The following is a 17,316-nucleotide window of genomic DNA, read 5'->3' as shown; positions in this document are numbered from 1 at the left end:
GACATTTGTCAATGGTTACGCCTTTTTCATAGAAAGCGATTTATTCTTCCGTTTCTTCCAGAGTGCAAATAGCGCTTGGACGCTTGATGCGCAGTACTACGCACTCATACACACGGAACAGGCTGTTCATTTGCTCGTCGCCGAGGAAAGCAGAATCGAAGTCCTCAGCAATCGCGAGGTCGAGATTGTGACGACCAGTTGCTACGAGAACGCCGGAGCGTCCTTTGATCGTAGGAGACTGGTAGACACCGTCAGTCACCAGATTGCGTACATGCTCAATCTCCAGTACGTTGGTGCCTTTATGCACACGGTGCAGGAGCGAATACAGCTCCGGGGAGACGACCAGCGCGTACGGGCCGCTATGTCCCATTTTCAAAAGCTTGTTTCGAGCTTCTACGATGTCAGCAAATGCATTGCCGGATTCCATCCAGTCGCTTTTCAGATGGGTGAGACGACCCTTGACATTCATCAGGCCAGGCAGATCGAATTCAGCAGCACCGTTGAAAATGAGATCGTCTTCCATCAGTGCACCGCCAGCAGCAGCGTTGGCAGCAGCACTCATATCGAGTGGCATGCCCAATGTGCGAGCTTGCGCCACATCACGCCAGTAGAGCATGAAATCTTTGTAAAGAATCGGGATCGTCATGCTGACACGGCGACTAGGCTGCGTCATTTCGAGCGATTCCCCGCGCAGAGAGAGTCCGCCAAAGCGGGATTCATCATACACGTCGTTTGTAATGGTTTGAATGCCTTCTCCGAGTGGTCCGTATATATCGATAAAACGGCGTCCAACCAGCTGGCGGCGGGCCATGTCGATTACAGTTGCGTCCATTTGATTCCATTCATCATGGGTCAATGGGGAGTCAGGGTATTTACGAAGCTTGTCCATAGCGTAACCTCCAAGTCATAAAGGATCGTGATTTTCTTACTTTCCTTTCAAGCTGCCTACCGTCAGTCCTTTTTTGGCAGGGGTAGGAGCGGGGGAGTGCTTGATCACGGATGCAACACCGTGCGGAGCAGAAGCAGAGGCTTTGAGATGGTCCACCTGATGAATGTCGTGCCCTTCATCGTGGTCTGTCAGATCTGCTTGGTACACATCGGAAAATCTGCTGCTCAGTGTCGCCATCATTTCCTTCACATGCAAATAGTCCTCATGCGTTTTTTCGCGCATTCCGTCAAGGACTTGGCGAGTCGCATCATCCTGGAACTCATACAAAGACAACTCCAGATGCTCGCGGAAGTTGTGCAGCCCAAAACGCTCCAAATTAATATCGGAAAGCATTTGCGACAGCTCCCGGTCACTCAGCTTGTCCGTCTTATTCTCAGCAGCCAGCGATTCCAGATAAGGAATGAGCTCTTGCAGGCGTCCCATACGCTGTTCTTCTTCCTCCAAAATATGGTGGTAATACAGGCGCGTATGCTCGTCCTGGGCAGCGTCAATAATCGGCTGGATGATCCCCATGAAACGATTGATATAACCTCTTGTGCGATCAAAAATGGCGTGCAGCTGTGAAATTTCTTGCACCCTACGCCACCTCCTTATTGCGATCTATTTATTCATTATACCGTTGGAAAAATGCACCGGGCAACAACTATGTACAATTTCCATGCTTTCTATGAAAAATGTCGAGTCCGTTTTGTTTAGTTTTCTATTTTTACAAAAAAGTTATCGTGGAGAGTATTGTCAAAGCTAATTGGGAATGATAATATTTATCAATAAGAGTGATATTCATTATCAATTGACTGACTGAGAACAAAAACATAAATCAAATGCACACCCAAATTAAAGGAGGTAACATGTTATGTCATCCATTTTAGTAATCGGCGGAGATCGCCTCGGGAATATTATTGAGCTGCTGCAAGGACAAGGCTTCCGGGAAATCCATCACGTAACGGGGCGCAAAAGCTCGCAAACCGGCGTAAAAATTCCTTCAGGCATCCATATGATTCTTGTCCTGACTGACTTCGTCAACCATAATCTGGCGAAAACAGTAAAAAGCCAGGCGAAAGACCGCGAGCTGCCGATTCTCTTTTGTAAACGCTCATGTGCTGCCATTGCCAAAGCATTTGATATGACTGCGTAAATACATACTTCCTGATCTGGACAGACTACGTAACGAGTCTGATACTGATGGAGGAATGACGACGCATGGAGCCAAATTCACTTACTGATCTGCCTATCGCGCAGCTGACGGCCGCACAGCTGCAACATTTGAAACAGGCAGAAGAACAGATTAACCACGAAGGTCAAGACATTTACCTCATCGCATTCGAGAAGCAAGCCCCGTCCCGGTAGACGGGGTTTTTTCTATTCCAGCCCTGCTTCTCATTTGAAGACATATTGATCAAGCTGCTGCTTCAGCGCATCAATTCCAATCGCAAAGCCCAGACATTGGCTCGATTGAATGATAAAGGCATTCAGACCGATTACTTCGCCATTCAAATTGATCAACGGACCGCCGCTATTACCGGGATTAATTGCGGCATCTGTTTGGAAAATTTCCTCATACAATCTCTTGGCTACCTGCAGGCGTCGATTTTTTGCGCTAATGATACCTGCTGTTACAGAGTTTTCCAAACCAAGTGGGGAACCACTGACTCCCATAGAGGCAAAATCCGAGCTAATGAAAGTCGAGTCGTGTGAGACGGATCGAGCGACTTTTCGCCGTCGGATCCATTTCTGCTTCCAGATGCTTGATGAGGCAGCTGACAAGTAATTTTCGCTCATCTTCTGTTGCACAAAGCCAAACATCATTCCAGTTTGTAAGCTGCTCTCGTTCTTTATCGTTGAATGAGGAGGGGGGCTGTGGGGTTTTTAGCCTCCTTTGTTTTTGCAAAACGCCAGCTGCTTCCGATGCAGCAGTTATCGACTCCACAAAATAACGCGACAGCTCTTTTATAATCAGCTGCTCAATCCAGTCCTGGCGTATGGCTGGAGCGTTACATGAGCCTGCCACCTTCTTTTTGCACCAATAATAATAATGCGTATAGTGCCCTCCCGCGGATCGTTTGGTACGGGTTGTTTTTCCTCGCATGGCTGATCCGCAGCGTGAGCAATGAAGAATGCCGGAAAAGAGAAATGACGAGCCAAGGGTGCGCGGATGCTTGGTGCTGCGTGCTGTCATTCGGTTTTGAACGAGGAGGTAGGAAGCTTCCTCGATGATCGCAGAATGCGCTTCTTCTTCGATCAGCCAATGCTCGGGGGGATTATGGCGTTGCTCGGTATTGGCGTAATTCCAGCGAAGTGCTCCATAATAAACCGGATTTTTTAACAGGCGCAAAACAGCACTTGCGCTCCACAGCGCGCCATTCTTTCCCCGCAGTCCTTGTTGATTGGCTGCTTCAGCGATTCGTCGTGGTGATTCTCCCTGGGCATATTGCGCAAACATGGTGCGAACTCCCGCTGCTTCCTCAGGATTTACGATTAATTGCCCATCGACCAGATCATACCCATAGGGGGGCGGACCGCCAGGACGTTTGCGCTCACGCACCATTTGCCCCATCCCCATTTTTACCCGTTCCCCTAAGTTTTCACGCTCCCATTGAGCCAAAGCGGCGACGAGCGTAATAAACAAACGTCCGATGGCTGTCGTCGTATCATAAACTTCCGTACTACTTTTGAAGCGAACCCCATGCCGATCAAACTCCTGCAAGAGCTGGTACAGATCCAAAACAGATCGGGTGAGCCGGTCAAGACGATAGACAAGCACGACATCAATCTGACCTGCTCTGACGTCTTCGAGCAGGCGTGTCAGCTCTGGGCGATTCGTGTCCTTGGCGCTGACGCCTTCATCTGAATAAATGTCAGCTAACGTCCAATCCTGGGAATGGATATAGGAGAGCAGCCTATCTCGTTGAGCGGGAATAGAAAATCCTTCCTTGGCCTGATCATCCGTGCTGACCCTCATGTAGACGGCCGTTCTCATCGAACCCCTCCTGTCGTATCAGGATGCTAGATTCTACAGCAAGGGGAGGGAGCTTATGTCTGTCCAAACAAAAAAAGCCCCGTTTATCCGATAACCGGAATAGACGGGGGAGAGCTACATCCATTTTTGACCCCATTCGTGGATGGAATCAATGACTGGACGTAAATCCTTTCCTTTTTCTGTCAATTCGTATTCGATGCGAACAGGAGTCTCAGGGTATACTCTGCGTTCCAAAATTCCCAGCTCTTCAAGCTCCTTCAACCGCTCCGATAACATCTTATCGCTCATATGCGGAACCATTTCACGAATGTCTTTGAAGCGCACGGTTCCTCGCAATAAGACATGAATGATTAAACCAGTCCATCTTTTGCCAAGAACATTGATCGCACCTTCGTACTTTGGACACATGTGTTCGCCAGCAAATTCCTGATTCATGACGGCGTCACCTCAATAAAACATGTTTGCTTTCTATTGTACCATAACAACTTGAAAAAAGTAAGTAAGGCAAGTGTAGGAGAAGTCCAGCCCCTATCTAGTTGTCACCAGAAGAGCAGCCCCCTATGCTGGAAACCTTGTCATATGAAAAGTTGTCCAAGCCCGATTCATCTCAAGGCGTCTCTCCTGTTTGCAAAAGCACATAGACTGAAGGCGATAGGATCGACGAAGAAAGGGTGAGGAAATGCGTCAAAAGCAGGTGATTGGCATTTTGACTTGGCGAGAGGGGCAGCGTTTTTCCGAGCCGGATTATTTGCGGCGCCTGGTAAAGGCAGGCTGGAAGCTGGGGGCAGAGGTGTATTTGTTCTCGCATCAGGATGTAAACACCAAAGAACGCAAAATAAAAGGCTTCACGCCGAAAGCCGGTGGTGGCTGGGAGAGCAAATGGTTTCCGTGGCCGGAGGTTGTCATTGACCGTTACCGCAGGCGGGTGCCGCAATACATGAGGCTGCGACACAGCGGTCTTTTTGATTTTGCGAACAGCCCCTTTAGTAAAAAGTGGCGAGTGACCAAGCTGCTAGCAGAGGATCAGCGTGTGAGCCGCTGGGTGCCAGAAACCCATGTGTATAAAAAAGGAAAAGTCATGGCGATGCTCCGTCGACATCCCCTGTTGTATATTAAGCCTGGGAATGGTACAGGTGGAAGAAGCATTCTGAAGGTGGCAGCTGTCGGGAAGCAGTACCAGCTGCAAGGTCGCGACAAGCAGTATGGCAAGCACAATATTCGGGTGGAAAATGCTGTGGCTGTAGAGAACTGGGTCAAGCGTTGGGTAACCAAGCAGCGGATCAGCGATGGCAATTTTTTGGTTCAGCAAGGTTTGGATTTGGCATTAATACCGAATCGGGTCGCGGATGTTCGACTCCTGATTCAAAAGAATGAGGAGGGGGTGTGGGATGTGACAGGATGTGCTGTTCGGATGGGGACGAGTGGCAGCGCTACCTCCAATCTGCACGGAGGCGGCAAGGCAATTTCTTTCCCACAGTTCATGGTCAAGCGGTTCGGAGAGGAGAGTGCCCCAAGAATTCAACGCGAGTGTCATACGATGGCTCATCAAATCGCACAGACGTTGGAGGAGAAGTTCGGCAGGATGATGGAGTTTGGGTTGGATATCGGCGTAGATGTGAGTGGACGTGCGTGGCTTATCGAGGTTAACCCGAAACCAGGTCGAGAGGTATTTCGTCAAATGGGTGACCGAAAAACATATGAGCTGGCAATCGAGCGGCCCATACAATTTGCCCTGCAGCTCGCCAAAGCCGGATCGGGAAAACAGGAGAAGCAAAGAAAAGAAGTAGTGTAGGAGAGCTTGGTTTTTGTCTCTATGACAACGAGTGGGGAACCGATGCTGATGACCCATTCGCCAACCTTTGTGTGAGAAGAGTGGCCAAGCGGCAGCGGATACAGCCTGCAGTCTGCATCAATTTTGATCACAGCGTAGTCGCGAACACGATCAGCGAGGATGCGCTTGGCTTCAAACACTCGCCCGTTGAAAAGCTTGACGAAGATGTTTTTGGATTTGCCAATCACATGCTCACTGGTCAGAATGTAGCCTTTAGGATGAAAAATGAATCCGGAACCAAAGCTACGTTCAGTTGGAGACGATGGCTCTTCTTCATTAATCAAGCTGCGGATTAATGAATCTACATCTTTGGTATGGGGAGCGTCCTCAGTAACAATGGAGACGACACCCTCCTGTACGCGCTCTACAATAGGAACAAAAAAATTAAAGGGATGCAAGCTGCTGCTGCTCACAGGGTACTTTACTCGCGTATATTGGGACCATTTTTTACTTTTCAACGATCTCTCCCCCTACAGCAGATAGGTATGTATCATCTTATGGGGAGACGAAAGGGAAGGGACGCCCAATTTCGAACAGCTATGTATGATTATCATTATTTTTGATTGATATAATAAAGAAATAGCATTGGTATAATTATTAGAATCGAATTATAATACCTGTAGTTAAAGAATATTTAGAACATAAAGGCTTTGCAGATACCTTCTGTCTGTAAGAATTGAGCTGTCTGATTTACCGTTGCTAGAGAGAGAGAAAAAGTATGTTAATGGAGGATGCGAAGAGATGGATGTTAAGACGATCATACTTGGTTTTTTGAACTACGGCGAGATGAGTGGATACGACATCAAGCAAGCGTTTACGAACAGCATCGGGTTCTTCTATGACGCTAGCTTTGGTGCAATTTATCCGGCGCTTCGCAAACTGGAAGAAGAAGGCTATGTGACCAAGCAGGAGATTATTCAATCAGGTAAGCCAAACAAAATTCTGTACAGCATTACTGATCTCGGAAAGAATGCATTCCGCCAAGAGATTCAAACGCCCATTTTGCCACCAGTCCTACGCTCTGACATGTTAGTCAAAATGTTTTTTGGCAAAAGCCGTACGAACGAGGAGCAAAAGAATTTGCTAGAAGGTTGCATCGAGCTCCAGCGTGATATGCTGCAACAAAGCAAAGTGAACTTTAAAAAGCTAGAGGCTCATTTTGACGAGTATCAGCGTTTTTGCTGGGAGTACACCATTCATCATCTCGAGACGACCATATCGTTCCTGGAGCAAAAAATGTCTTCGTTAGTCAAACAACCAGCCTATTCTGTTCCGGTTTAAGAACCGGACAAATACATAGAAAAAGCGAAGGACCGACATGGTCGCTTCGCTTTTTTTGCGTACGCATAAATTTATCGAAGGTATGATGCTTACTTCAGGTTTTCCGGATTGAGGCATTCCAGCTCTGGCACAACAAATCGGCCATCTTTGCGAATCAGACGGTCGTCAAACCAGATTTCTCCGCCGCCCCATTCTGGACGCTGAATCATGACGAGATCCCAGTGAATGGAAGACTTGTTTCCATTGAAGGCTTCATCATAGGCTTGGCCAGGAGTGAAGTGGAAGCTTCCATCGATTTTCTCATCGAACAGGATGTCCTTCATCGGATTTTGGATGTACGGATTCACACCAATGGCAAATTCCCCTACATAGCGGGCGCCTTCGTCTGTATCAAATACTTGATTGATTTTTTCGGTATCGTTTGCAGTTGCCTGGGTAATTTTGCCATCCTCGAAGGTCAGCTTGATATTGTCATAAGTGAAGCCCTGGTAAGGAGATGGCGTGTTGTACGCAATCGTACCGTTAATGGAGTCGCGGACAGGGGCTGTAAATACTTCCCCGTCAGGAATGTTGGCTTCCCCGGCACATTTGATCGCAGGGATTCCTTTGATAGAGAAGGTGAGGTCGGTTCCTGGTCCAGTGAGGCGAACCTTGTCTGTTTTCTCCATTAATTCCACGAGGCTGTCCATGGCTTTATCCATTTTGCCGTAATCAAGCGTGCACACTTTGAAATAAAAATCTTCAAAGGCAGCGGTACTCATGTTAGCCAGCTGCGCCATCGAAGCATTCGGATAACGAAGAACCACCCATCTGGTATCCGGTACACGAACATCCAGAACAGGACGCATCAGAAGCTTGGAATGCAGCTGCATCTTGTCACCAGGTACGTCAGCCAGTTCGCTGATGTTATCGCCACCGCGAATACCTATGTAGCAATCCATTTGTTTCATGAAGGAAACGTCTGCCTCGCGCATTACGCCAAGCTGTGTCTCGTTTGCTCCGAGCAGCAGCTCGCGCTGAACGGTTTGGTCGATCAGCTGCACGTAAGGATTCCCACCTGCTGCATATACTTTGGCAATCACTGCACGCACGAGCTCAGTAACGTTGCCAATCGCATAAATCAAAACATTTTCGCCCGATTGTACACGGGTAGAATAGTTGACGAGAACATCAGCTAATTGTTCAATACGTGGATCTTTCATAGGAAAAGGATCCCTCGCTTTCCATGTCTTTTCAGTAGTATTGTACACAACTTGCATAGAAAAAAGCTACCCAATATGAGTGGGTAGCATCCAGGTGAAACGCACAACAGGATTCGGTTTTACTATATATGCAACTCCCCGCTATAAATTGCTAGTGGTTGGCAAAATTAATTGCAGCTGCAAGCAACGATTACCAGCAGGATGAAAAGAATCAAGACTAAAGTGAAGCCGTCGAATTCCCCATTGAAAATGCTACTCATGTGATAAACATCCTCCCTCAGTGTGTTAAGCGTCTTGTGCTTACATCCATAACATATGGGTTTTCGCACAGAGCCGATACGGGCATTCGCCCATTTTTGGGAAGATTCTTTTTCGTGTATTCTTTTCCGGTACTCGCACTTCACGAAAAATCCGCAGTTCTATGTTTATTATTCTGAAAAGCAGGAAAAGCTAGAGGATACCAAAAGACTTTGCAAAAACGAAAGGATGTTAGTGGCATGCAAAGATCATTATCCAGTCTTCAACACGACCTCTTTCCCATCACGATCAATGTAGGGGAAGATTTTAAGTCCATTGTTTGGAAAGCTCAATACGATATGGATTTTAATACGGAGTGCCTGTTCTGCTTCTCCGATCAAATTACCGGATATCGCGTAGAGGACGAAGCAGGTCACGCCGGGAAGGTTGCTGTCTGCCCGCACTGTGAAAAAGTCAACGCGATTTACGCTTGATCAAAGGTGCACAGCAAAAGCGATGCCAATTAGGCATCGTTTTTTTGTTCTTTCCTGCCACTGTATCCACCAAGTACCACTGCGTGTTTAGCAGGATTGAAGGGAGGTTTCACGAATACGTAGGAGAGCTATACATATGGAATAGGGGTGAAATCATTGCAGAAGAAATGCAGCCGCTGCGGAAACGACATGGAAATCGTGCTGCGCAACGTGGTGTACCGAAACCGCGTGAAAATCATGAATGTGCCCGTACACGTGTGCGTAGACGATAACTGCGCGAATTCCCAAGTGGTGGACGTAATTAAGGACGACTTAAAGTCACTCATGGAGGAACTGGGCCAACATCCGCAGCGTCAGGCGATTGAGTTTGAAGAAATGTCAGAGTTATCCAACTTATTGGTATTGATTGCTAATGGGAACGAAGACTCAACCGTACGCGACGTACTCAGCGAACGGGTCAACGAGCTTTTGGATCTGTTTTTGTTGGCGCAGTCCCTTGGTGACGAAAAGTGGATGCTTGAGCTACGCGAGCGGTTAACGAAAATCATGGTATAGGATTCTATAGATAGAGGGAGGAAAGGCGCCTATAAAAGTAGGCGTCTTTCACTTGTTTATGCTCGTTTTCTTTTTTGTCAGCCATCTCAAAAAGGGAAAGCTGGTTTCCTCTCCTCCCCAACAGCTAGACCTTCTCCTCCCTAGACTTTCTGGCAATGAGTTTTGTATACTGGAAATCACATGGCATCAGATAAAAGGAGAGATGGTTTGTGAGCCAAAAACAGCTGCACTCTACAGAAGAGCTGGATCAGTTTGTAAATGAAAACGGGAAACGACTTTTGTTTAAACATAGCACAATTTGCCCCATCAGTACGGCAGCCTACGATGAGTTCCAGGCATATGTACAAGACAATGCCATGCCGTCTGCAGTTATTCTCGTACGCGAGGATCGTCCGGTATCAAATGCGGTAGCAGAGCGTTTTGAAATCAAGCACGAATCCCCGCAAATCTTTTTGCTGGAAAACGGTCAAGTAAAGTGGCACACCTCTCACTGGAAAATCACCAAGGACGCCATCACACAAGCCGTACAAGAATAAAACCAAAAAGAGCTACCAACTCACGCTGAGTTCGGTAGCTCTTTTCCATATAGATAAAAAATTATTCCCAATACAGCTCCAGCTTGTCACCGCTTTTCAATTCGGTCTGGAAGGTCGCCAGCTCACCGTTTACCAGCATGACGAAGCCGGAAATGCTTTCCCGGTCGGGCTTCTCCAGCGAAACATCGACAAAGCGAAACACATCGCTAAAAACAGGAGGGGCTGATGGAGACGATTTGACATGGATAACAGCGCCATCCACTACAGCTTCCTCTGGTGTCGCTGCACGACCATCCATCGTGATGGCAACCTGTGCGACAGGCAGAACGACCTTTTCTCCATTAAATAAAACGGTAACCGTCTCCTGAACCCACTCATCCAAAGGAATGACGTCGCGGATCGTTGGGGAGGTAATTTCATCAACGCGGTAAACCAGATCATCTCCTTGGCGAACATAGTCAGAAAGAGTGGCTATTTTCCCATTGAGCAAAATAACCTCGCTCCGGGAGGGAATCGAATAGCTGTGTCCATTCACGCTAAACTGTAAGTACGGCGCGTCCTCTCCATCGCCAGTTTCAGACAGTTGGGCAGTGTGCAGCACTTCCTCGATGGTGCGTGGCAGGCGGATCTCGACCTCGGAGCGATCGGAGAGGGCAGCATGCAGCGGCTGCGACTCACCATTGACCAGGATGATCGGGCCCAAAGAGAGAGGACGGTCATTGCAGATTAATTCCAATGTATCGAGTCGCTCCAGCAAATCCTTAACCTCTGCATGAGCATCCTCACCGTTTACACCTGCGATGATGACAATCTTGTCGCCATCGGTGATCGGTGTATCCAAACCAGCGGCTTCCCCGTTTTTTTCAATGACGGGCGGTGTGCCGTGACCGCCCGGAATCATTTTGATTCGACCGTTGATCGTGACAGTCATGGCAAGGCCAGGTCGTCCATACAGGCGACGGATGTCCAGGCCGGCACCGATCAGGGCATCCCCGAGTGTCATTTTCCGCAAATCAAAGATACGGATGGGAGCATCGTTTACCGTAACGGTAACGTAGCGCAGCGGATGGCGACGCGCAGCTACAGCAATTCCTACAGGTGTAACAAATTCAGGACCGGATAACAGTGGTTGGTCGCCGACGAATTGCTTGATCGCATCTCCGCCTCTGACAGCGACTCGCGCTGCCGGAATCTGCAGCACCTGAGCTACTTTGCCTGTCAGACCAGGTGTCAAGCTACCGCCACCGATCAACATAACGGCTTGGGGAGCTTTTCCATTCAGCTCCATGATTTTAAAGGCGATTTTTTCTGCAAGCACCTGAATATCGTTATCAATGGCAGCAATTACCTCAGCAGCACTCATTGTCTGTTCCAAGCCTAAAATATCGGTGAAGGTCACCTGTTCAGTGGTGGAAAGGACACGCTTGACTTCTTCCGCCATCGGGAAATCCAGCAAAAATGCGTTCATCAGCGCATCTGTAATTTCGTCTCCAGCGACAGGCACCATGCCATATGCTGTAATGGCCCCTTCTTCGGTCAGGGCAACGTCAGATGTACCGGCGCCAATATCAACCAGCGCAATGTTAAGGCGCCGCATGGTTACGGGAATCAGTACATTGATCGCAGCGATTGGCTCCAGGGTCAGTGCTTGCATTTCCAAATCGCAGCGCTTCAAGGCAGCAATCAGGGAATCCACCACAACCCGTGGCAAAAAGGTTGCGATGACGTCTGTACTGGCTGTATCCCCACGCTGATCAATCAGGCTTCCGATCAGCTCACCGTCCAGATGGTAGTTAACTACGCTGTAGCCTACGCAGTAATAACGAGTCACATCCTGTTCGTTTAGCTCTTTGGCCAGCTGGGTTTGAGCTTCCTGCACTGCGGCAAACTCCAGTGTGACAACATCATCGCGGGTAATAAAGGCATGGCGGGAAAGCGGCATGTCGACTCTGACACGGCGTGTGCGAAGCGAGCGTCCTGCAGCAGCAACTGCCACCTGATGCAGCTTTCCGTGTTTTTGTTCCAGTTCTTCCTTTATTTGTTGAATGACTTTGGCAACCGCGATGATGTCATGGATTTGTCCGTCGAGCATCGAGCGCTCATCATGCTCCCGAACAGCACAGTCCAGGACGCGAAATCGCTCGCCATCCGCTTCCACAATAAGTCCGACGACACTGCGGGTGCCAATATCCAAAGAAAAAATCAGCTCAGTGGAAGCTGTTTCTGTATGTTCAGACAAAGGTAGGTCACTCCTCGTTCCAGATGAGTATCAGTAAAATAGGAAATGGAAAACATATGTAAGAGTTCGACTCGAAACGAAAAGAATCCTGTCGAAACAAGGAATCTTCTTTCGATTTAGCGAACTTAATCAAAGGCAGAAAAATATTTACAATTTACTTTCGCGCTTTTTGGCGCTAAACTGCTGACAAGGGACTTTGAATCAATTATAATAACCCTAATTTTAAATGAGCTGTACGCGAGAGAAACTATACAAAGAGGAGAGTGGAGAGAGATGGCACACGATCAAATCGAAATCATGCGTAAGCAGATAGACGAAATCAACCTGGAAATTCTTGAGTTGATCAACAAGCGCGCTGCTCTGGTTCAAGAGCTGGGCAAAGAAAAGGAAAAACAAGGAAGCAATCGCTTTGATCCAGAGCGCGAGCGTCAAATGCTCAACCTTTTGGTAGAAAATAACAAGGGCCCATTCAATGACAACGCAGTTCGTCATTTGTTCAAACAAATTTTCCAAGTATCGTTGGAACTGCAAGACGATGACAAGAAAAAAGTTCTCCTGGTTAGCCGCAAGAAAAAAGCCGAGGACACAGTTATCACCGTAAAAGGTGTGGAATTTGGTGGCAGCAGCCCGATCCTGATCGCAGGTCCTTGCTCCGTAGAAAGCTACGAGCAAGTAAGAGCGGTTGCGCAAAACCATGTTCAACGTGGTCTGCGTACATTGCGCGGCGGAGCTTACAAGCCACGCACCTCTCCATACGATTTCCAAGGCTTGGGCGAGGAAGGCTTGCAAATCCTGAAGCGCATCGGTGATGAGTTCAATCTCGTAACGATCAGTGAGATCGTGACACCTGGTGACCTCGAGATGGCTTCCAAGTACATTGATGTCATCCAGATCGGTGCTCGTAACATGCAAAACTTCGAGCTTTTGAAAGCAGCTGGTCGTGTAAACAAGCCGATTTTGCTGAAGCGCGGTTTGGCAGCTACAATTGAAGAATTCATTTACGCTGCAGAGTACATCCTGTCCGAGGGCAATACACAAGTGATGCTGTGTGAGCGCGGTATTCGTACGTATGAAAAAGCGACCCGCAACACACTGGACATCTCTGCTGTACCACTTCTCAAGCAAGAGACACACTTGCCTGTATTCGTAGATGTGACGCACTCCACAGGTCGTCGTGATCTGCTCCTGCCTTGCGCGAAGGCTGGTATCGCAGTTGGTTCCGACGGTATCATGGTAGAGGTTCACCCTGATCCGGACGTGGCTCTGTCCGATGCGAAGCAACAGCTGAACATCCCGCAATTCAACGAATTTGTAGATGAGCTGATCGCTTCTGGCCTGTACAAAGGCGAAGCAATTGTTTCCCGCGGATAAAACAGACAAAAGCGAAGGGCCCTTCCAGTTACGGGAGGGCCCTTTCCTATTTGACGAAAAACGTGTGGGCAAGGTAAGCTAAGGATAGGGGCTATATTGGCGAAGGAGGCTGTGCCAGATGGATGACCAGAACCAATGCTGCTCGTCTGACCGATCGACTCCCCGTACGGATAAAATCAAGTCCAATCTCGTATCCAGGCTCAATCGGGTAGAAGGACAAATCCGCGGGATTCGCGGGATGGTGGAGAAGGATGTATACTGCGACGACATCCTCAACCAGATCGCAGCAGTACAATCCGCACTGAATGCCGTTGGTAAAATCCTCCTGGAGGGACACATGAAAAGCTGTGTCATGGAGCGGATTCAGCAAGGGGATAGCGAAGTTATTGACGAGTTGTTGAAAACAATGAACAAACTAATGAAATGAGCGGATACGCAAGCTGTAAAAACGATTGCAACCACTTACAGCTTGTCGTATCATAAGTGCATATATTTATGAAAATAATTATGAAAACCATTATATGGGGAAAGTGAGGGTGTGTGATGCCGGTTACTATCTACGATGTGGCAAGAGAAGCGGGGGTTTCTATGGCGACGGTCTCCCGTGTTGTGAACGGGAATCCGAACGTAAAGCCTTTAACCCGAAAAAAGGTGTTGGCTGCCATTGATCGCTTGGGATATCGACCAAATGCAGTCGCACGTGGTCTCGCCAGCAAAAAAACAACAACAGTCGGTGTCATCATCCCGGACATCTCCAGTTTGTTTTTCTCTGAGTTGGCGCGCGGAATTGAAGATATCGCCACCATGTACAAGTACAACATTATTCTGTGTAACTCCGACCAACGTATGGAAAAAGAATTGCAGTTAATCAACACCTTGCTCGAAAAGCAGGTGGACGGGCTCTTGTTCATGGGCGCGGAGATTAAAGAAGATCATTTGCAAGCACTCACCAGCACCTCCGTACCGACCGTTCTGGCAGCTACACGCGACGCTGATAACGTGCTGCCGTCTGTGAGTATTGACCACTTCCAGGCTGCCTACGATGCGACACAAGCCCTGATTGATCGCGGCCATAAGCGCATCGCGATGATTACAGGCCCGTTGAATGATCCACTGGGTGGCTTGATGTGCTTTGAAGGCTACAAAAAAGCTTTGGTGGACGCAGGAATCGGCCTTAACGAAGAGCTGGTTGCTACCGGAAATTACTTTTATGAGTCTGGTCTCAGCGTGACAAATGACTTCATCAAGCTGGCAGAACCACCTACAGCTATTTTCTCGGCAAATGATGAAATGGCGATCGGAGCGATTCATGCCATTCAAGACTCGGGGCTTCATGTACCGAATGACATTGAAGTGATTGGACACGACAACATCCGTCTGGTAGAAATGGTTCGCCCACGACTGACATCTGTCGTACAGCCGATGTATGATATCGGGGCAGTTGCTATGCGCCTGTTGACCAAATATATGAATAATGAAAACGTAGAAGAACATGTAGTACTTCTGCCGCATCGAATTGAGTACCGGGAAAGCACAAGACCGGAGCAAGCTTGATTCACAGATACGAATAAGATAGCAGCAAGAGGGGGATGGATGATGCGGATCGGAATTATCGGCGCGATGGATGAGGAAATTGCGCTGTATGTGGAAGCGATGGAGCAGACGACACAAACCGTGAAGGCTGGCATTACGTACTATGCCGGTGTCATGGAAGGAAAAGAAGTCGTGCTGTGCAAATCGGGTGTCGGCAAAGTAAATGCAGCGGTAACCACCCAAATTTTGATTGATCAATTCCAAGTAGATCGCGTGATTTTTACAGGGGTGGCAGGTGCAGTACACCCTGACCTGAATATTGGTGACATTGTAGTCTCCACTGATTGTGTCCAGCACGATATTGATGTATCACCGCTTGGCTTTGCACCAGGCCAGATTCCGTTTACAGAGCAATGGATCTGGAGTGCGAATTCGGATTTGATCCAGCAAGCGATCGATGCAGGGAAAGAGCTGGATGCTGGTGTGCAGGTAGTCAGCGGACGTATTTTGTCAGGCGATCAATTCGTCGCAAGCCGCGAAAAAGTTCAATGGCTGCACGAACAATTTCAAGCACTTTGCACGGAGATGGAAGGTGCTTCAGTCGGACAAGTATGTGCGATGAACGGAATTCCATTCGTTGTCGTTCGTTCGATGTCCGACAAGGCCGACGGCTCAGCACATGTTAACTTCACTGAGTTCACCAAGCTCGCTTCCGAGCGTTCGTACGCGATCGTGCGCAATATGCTCAAAGCGACCTCGCAAGACTCCGGAGTGATCGTCTATTCAACCAAAAACTGCGTAGACTGCAACCTGGTCAAAGAATGGCTGAAGGCCAAAGGAATTGCCTTCGAGGTTCGTGATGTTATGACCAGCCGTGCTTACCAGGAAGAAGTAGAGCGCTTCGGCTTCATGGGTGTGCCAGTAACTGTAGTAGGAGATAAAGCAGTCAAAGGCTATGCTCCGTCCGAGCTGGAAGAGCTGGTTAGCACCAAATAAAGAGGATCAAATCGATGGAAAACGGCTTCTCTTCGGAGAGGTCGTTTTTTGTGTTGCGGAGAAAATAAAGTGATACAGTTACAAATAAAGGAAGAAACAATTTTTTCGCGAACGTAATGTACGGAGATGAAATTCGCGAAGTCCATGAAATGCTGTAAGGTAAGCCCTGCTCTCGCGTGACAGAAGGGCTGCTTTAACAGCGCTACAACAGTATGAACTAGAGTGGAACTGTATCCGATTCATTCCGTTACAGTTGATGAAGGATGAGAAAAACTGATCAAAGCTTCCTTACAACTATGTCAACTCAATGGAATACAGGATCCTGTTTCACCTGGCTGAATCCTTTCATAATTAACCAAATAGCCAAAATCAATTGTTGAAGCGCTATTGGAAGGTTCAACATCATGTAGGCTGCATCCAGACCGATGAAGCGAATCATAAAAAGTAAGCTTGCCAATATCGATAATACAGATCCAATAAGACCCAAAGCGGACAACCAACGTGGAACTAATCTGGTTTGGTAAAATACGCAGGTAAAAAAGAACATAGCCAAAACAAATGCCAGTGTTGTTGCCACATGGTTCACCAAATCGCGTCCTTCCCGTAACAATCCACCCAGGATCTGAACGAACGAGCTGTCCAGAGCTCCAGTTTTTGCGAATTCGTGGCTTAATGTCAATAGCAACAGAAGAGTGATCACACCGATCATAATGAACACACCAGCAATGATGCCAAAAGCAACCGATCCAAGAGCGAAGCCTTTATTATGCTTGCTCAATATCGGATACAGCCAAATCGGAATACCAACATAGGAAACAACCATGAGCAACTGGAAAAATGCTCCTAGTAGTACCTGATTTGAATTTGTAGATGCCTCGACAAGGTAATCTGCTCCATCGATAACGGGAACAACACTAAATAAGCCTGCAACCACTCCTGCCAATATCAAAACCCCGATAATTACTGCAGATCTTCTGTCCGAATTTATACTCTTCCTCACCATCATGAACCTCCTTATCCTGCTTGCCTTAAGCAGGTGTTCGCGGAATACATTTTTATGGCGTATAAATTCCTTTTCTCAATCGCAACAATCGCTTATCTAGTGAACCCAGTTT

Annotated in this window: 21 protein-coding genes; 11 read left to right on the top strand and 10 right to left on the bottom strand. The window is 47.9% G+C overall.

Annotated features, from left to right (window positions below; all coding sequences use genetic code 11):
- Positions 1-40: 40 nt before the first annotated feature.
- Together ADS79_RS31810 and ADS79_RS31805 are read right to left on the bottom strand one after the other, a co-directional pair.
- On the bottom strand, positions 41-889 hold the full coding sequence (locus ADS79_RS31810; protein ID WP_049742503.1) for a family 1 encapsulin nanocompartment shell protein: 849 nt from the start codon (positions 887-889) through the stop codon (positions 41-43).
- Positions 890-925: 36 nt separating this feature from the next.
- Positions 926-1,525: an IMEF encapsulin system ferritin-like cargo protein gene (locus tag ADS79_RS31805; RefSeq protein ID WP_049742502.1), complete on the bottom strand. Its 600-nt coding sequence runs from the start codon at positions 1,523-1,525 to the stop codon at positions 926-928.
- A 277-nt stretch (positions 1,526-1,802) separates the two neighbouring features.
- Here ADS79_RS31805 and ADS79_RS31800 point away from each other — a divergent pair, with 277 nt between their 5' ends.
- Both ADS79_RS31800 and ADS79_RS35785 read left to right on the top strand, forming a co-directional pair.
- Positions 1,803-2,084: a DUF2325 domain-containing protein gene (locus ADS79_RS31800; RefSeq protein WP_049742501.1), complete on the top strand. Its 282-nt coding sequence runs from the start codon at positions 1,803-1,805 to the stop codon at positions 2,082-2,084.
- A 65-nt stretch (positions 2,085-2,149) separates the two neighbouring features.
- Positions 2,150-2,296 (top strand): hypothetical protein, encoded by a 147-nt coding sequence (locus ADS79_RS35785; protein WP_162839560.1) that lies wholly within the window; start codon positions 2,150-2,152, stop codon positions 2,294-2,296.
- A 30-nt stretch (positions 2,297-2,326) separates the two neighbouring features.
- Here the strand turns inward: ADS79_RS35785 and ADS79_RS31795 are convergent, their stop codons facing one another.
- The 3 genes from ADS79_RS31795 to ADS79_RS31785 form a co-directional block, all read right to left on the bottom strand.
- The gene (locus tag ADS79_RS31795; protein WP_049742500.1) at positions 2,327-2,605 is read right to left on the bottom strand and encodes a S1C family serine protease; all 279 of its coding nucleotides are present in this window, start codon (positions 2,603-2,605) and stop codon (positions 2,327-2,329) included.
- A 16-nt stretch (positions 2,606-2,621) separates the two neighbouring features.
- A complete protein-coding gene (locus ADS79_RS31790) occupies positions 2,622-3,926 on the bottom strand; it encodes a recombinase family protein (RefSeq protein WP_049742499.1) in 1,305 nt (434 codons plus the stop codon).
- A 114-nt stretch (positions 3,927-4,040) separates the two neighbouring features.
- On the bottom strand, positions 4,041-4,361 hold the full coding sequence (locus ADS79_RS31785; RefSeq protein WP_049742498.1) for a winged helix-turn-helix transcriptional regulator: 321 nt from the start codon (positions 4,359-4,361) through the stop codon (positions 4,041-4,043).
- Positions 4,362-4,605: 244 nt separating this feature from the next.
- Here ADS79_RS31785 and ADS79_RS31780 point away from each other — a divergent pair, with 244 nt between their 5' ends.
- Positions 4,606-5,718, top strand: coding sequence for a YheC/YheD family endospore coat-associated protein (locus ADS79_RS31780; RefSeq protein WP_049742497.1), 1,113 nt, complete (start codon positions 4,606-4,608; stop codon positions 5,716-5,718).
- Here the strand turns inward: ADS79_RS31780 and ADS79_RS34760 are convergent.
- Positions 5,601-6,215, bottom strand: coding sequence for a S1C family serine protease (locus tag ADS79_RS34760; protein WP_236700174.1), 615 nt, complete (start codon positions 6,213-6,215; stop codon positions 5,601-5,603). The two genes, ADS79_RS31780 and ADS79_RS34760, sit on opposite strands and share 118 nt — an antisense overlap.
- 283 nt (positions 6,216-6,498) lie before the next feature.
- Between ADS79_RS34760 and ADS79_RS31770 the strand changes: the two genes are divergently transcribed.
- Positions 6,499-7,038, top strand: a complete 540-nt coding sequence (locus ADS79_RS31770; RefSeq protein ID WP_049742495.1) for a PadR family transcriptional regulator — start codon at positions 6,499-6,501, stop codon at positions 7,036-7,038.
- Positions 7,039-7,127: 89 nt separating this feature from the next.
- Here the strand turns inward: ADS79_RS31770 and ADS79_RS31765 are convergent, their stop codons facing one another.
- Together ADS79_RS31765 and ADS79_RS34755 are read right to left on the bottom strand one after the other, a co-directional pair.
- Complete coding sequence (locus ADS79_RS31765) at positions 7,128-8,240, bottom strand: aminopeptidase (protein ID WP_049742796.1); 1,113 nt, start codon at positions 8,238-8,240, stop codon at positions 7,128-7,130.
- A 167-nt stretch (positions 8,241-8,407) separates the two neighbouring features.
- Positions 8,408-8,500 (bottom strand): YjcZ family sporulation protein, encoded by a 93-nt coding sequence (locus ADS79_RS34755; RefSeq protein ID WP_084766158.1) that lies wholly within the window; start codon positions 8,498-8,500, stop codon positions 8,408-8,410.
- A gap of 237 nt (positions 8,501-8,737) precedes the next feature.
- On the opposite strand from ADS79_RS34755, the gene ADS79_RS31760 reads away from it, so the two are divergent.
- The 3 genes from ADS79_RS31760 to ytxJ all read left to right on the top strand — a co-directional run bounded on the left by ADS79_RS31760 (position 8,738) and on the right by ytxJ (position 10,062).
- A complete protein-coding gene (locus ADS79_RS31760; RefSeq protein ID WP_049742494.1) occupies positions 8,738-8,971 on the top strand; it encodes a hypothetical protein in 234 nt (77 codons plus the stop codon).
- A gap of 156 nt (positions 8,972-9,127) precedes the next feature.
- Positions 9,128-9,526, top strand: a complete 399-nt coding sequence (locus tag ADS79_RS31755) for a hypothetical protein (RefSeq protein WP_236700173.1) — start codon at positions 9,128-9,130, stop codon at positions 9,524-9,526.
- Positions 9,527-9,735: 209 nt separating this feature from the next.
- The gene (gene ytxJ, locus ADS79_RS31750; protein ID WP_049742493.1) at positions 9,736-10,062 is read left to right on the top strand and encodes a bacillithiol system redox-active protein YtxJ; all 327 of its coding nucleotides are present in this window, start codon (positions 9,736-9,738) and stop codon (positions 10,060-10,062) included.
- A gap of 61 nt (positions 10,063-10,123) precedes the next feature.
- Here the strand turns inward: ytxJ and ADS79_RS31745 are convergent, their stop codons facing one another.
- On the bottom strand, positions 10,124-12,301 hold the full coding sequence (locus tag ADS79_RS31745; RefSeq protein ID WP_049742492.1) for a cell division protein FtsA: 2,178 nt from the start codon (positions 12,299-12,301) through the stop codon (positions 10,124-10,126).
- 273 nt (positions 12,302-12,574) lie between these two features.
- Between ADS79_RS31745 and ADS79_RS31740 the strand changes: the two genes are divergently transcribed.
- The 4 genes from ADS79_RS31740 (at position 12,575) to ADS79_RS31725 (ending at position 16,201) form a co-directional block, all read left to right on the top strand.
- Positions 12,575-13,672 carry a bifunctional 3-deoxy-7-phosphoheptulonate synthase/chorismate mutase gene (locus tag ADS79_RS31740; RefSeq protein ID WP_049742491.1) on the top strand — a complete coding sequence of 366 codons (1,098 nt, stop codon included), beginning with the start codon at positions 12,575-12,577 and terminating at the stop codon, positions 13,670-13,672.
- A 118-nt stretch (positions 13,673-13,790) separates the two neighbouring features.
- A complete protein-coding gene (locus tag ADS79_RS31735; protein ID WP_049742490.1) occupies positions 13,791-14,099 on the top strand; it encodes a metal-sensitive transcriptional regulator in 309 nt (102 codons plus the stop codon).
- A gap of 116 nt (positions 14,100-14,215) precedes the next feature.
- Positions 14,216-15,226, top strand: a complete 1,011-nt coding sequence (gene ccpA, locus ADS79_RS31730; protein WP_049742489.1) for a catabolite control protein A — start codon at positions 14,216-14,218, stop codon at positions 15,224-15,226.
- A gap of 42 nt (positions 15,227-15,268) precedes the next feature.
- The gene (locus tag ADS79_RS31725; protein ID WP_049742488.1) at positions 15,269-16,201 is read left to right on the top strand and encodes a 5'-methylthioadenosine/adenosylhomocysteine nucleosidase; all 933 of its coding nucleotides are present in this window, start codon (positions 15,269-15,271) and stop codon (positions 16,199-16,201) included.
- Between the two features lie 304 nt (positions 16,202-16,505).
- Here the strand turns inward: ADS79_RS31725 and ADS79_RS31720 are convergent, their stop codons facing one another.
- Positions 16,506-17,204, bottom strand: a complete 699-nt coding sequence (locus tag ADS79_RS31720) for a DUF4386 domain-containing protein (RefSeq protein ID WP_049742487.1) — start codon at positions 17,202-17,204, stop codon at positions 16,506-16,508.
- Positions 17,205-17,316 lie beyond the last annotated feature (112 nt).

Origin of the sequence: Brevibacillus reuszeri (genome assembly GCF_001187725.1) — a bacterium.
Taxonomy (GTDB): Bacteria; Bacillota; Bacilli; order Brevibacillales; family Brevibacillaceae; genus Brevibacillus; species Brevibacillus reuszeri.
The sequence above is the reverse complement of the archived record's forward strand: the minus strand, read 5'-3'. Positions and strand labels throughout refer to the sequence as shown.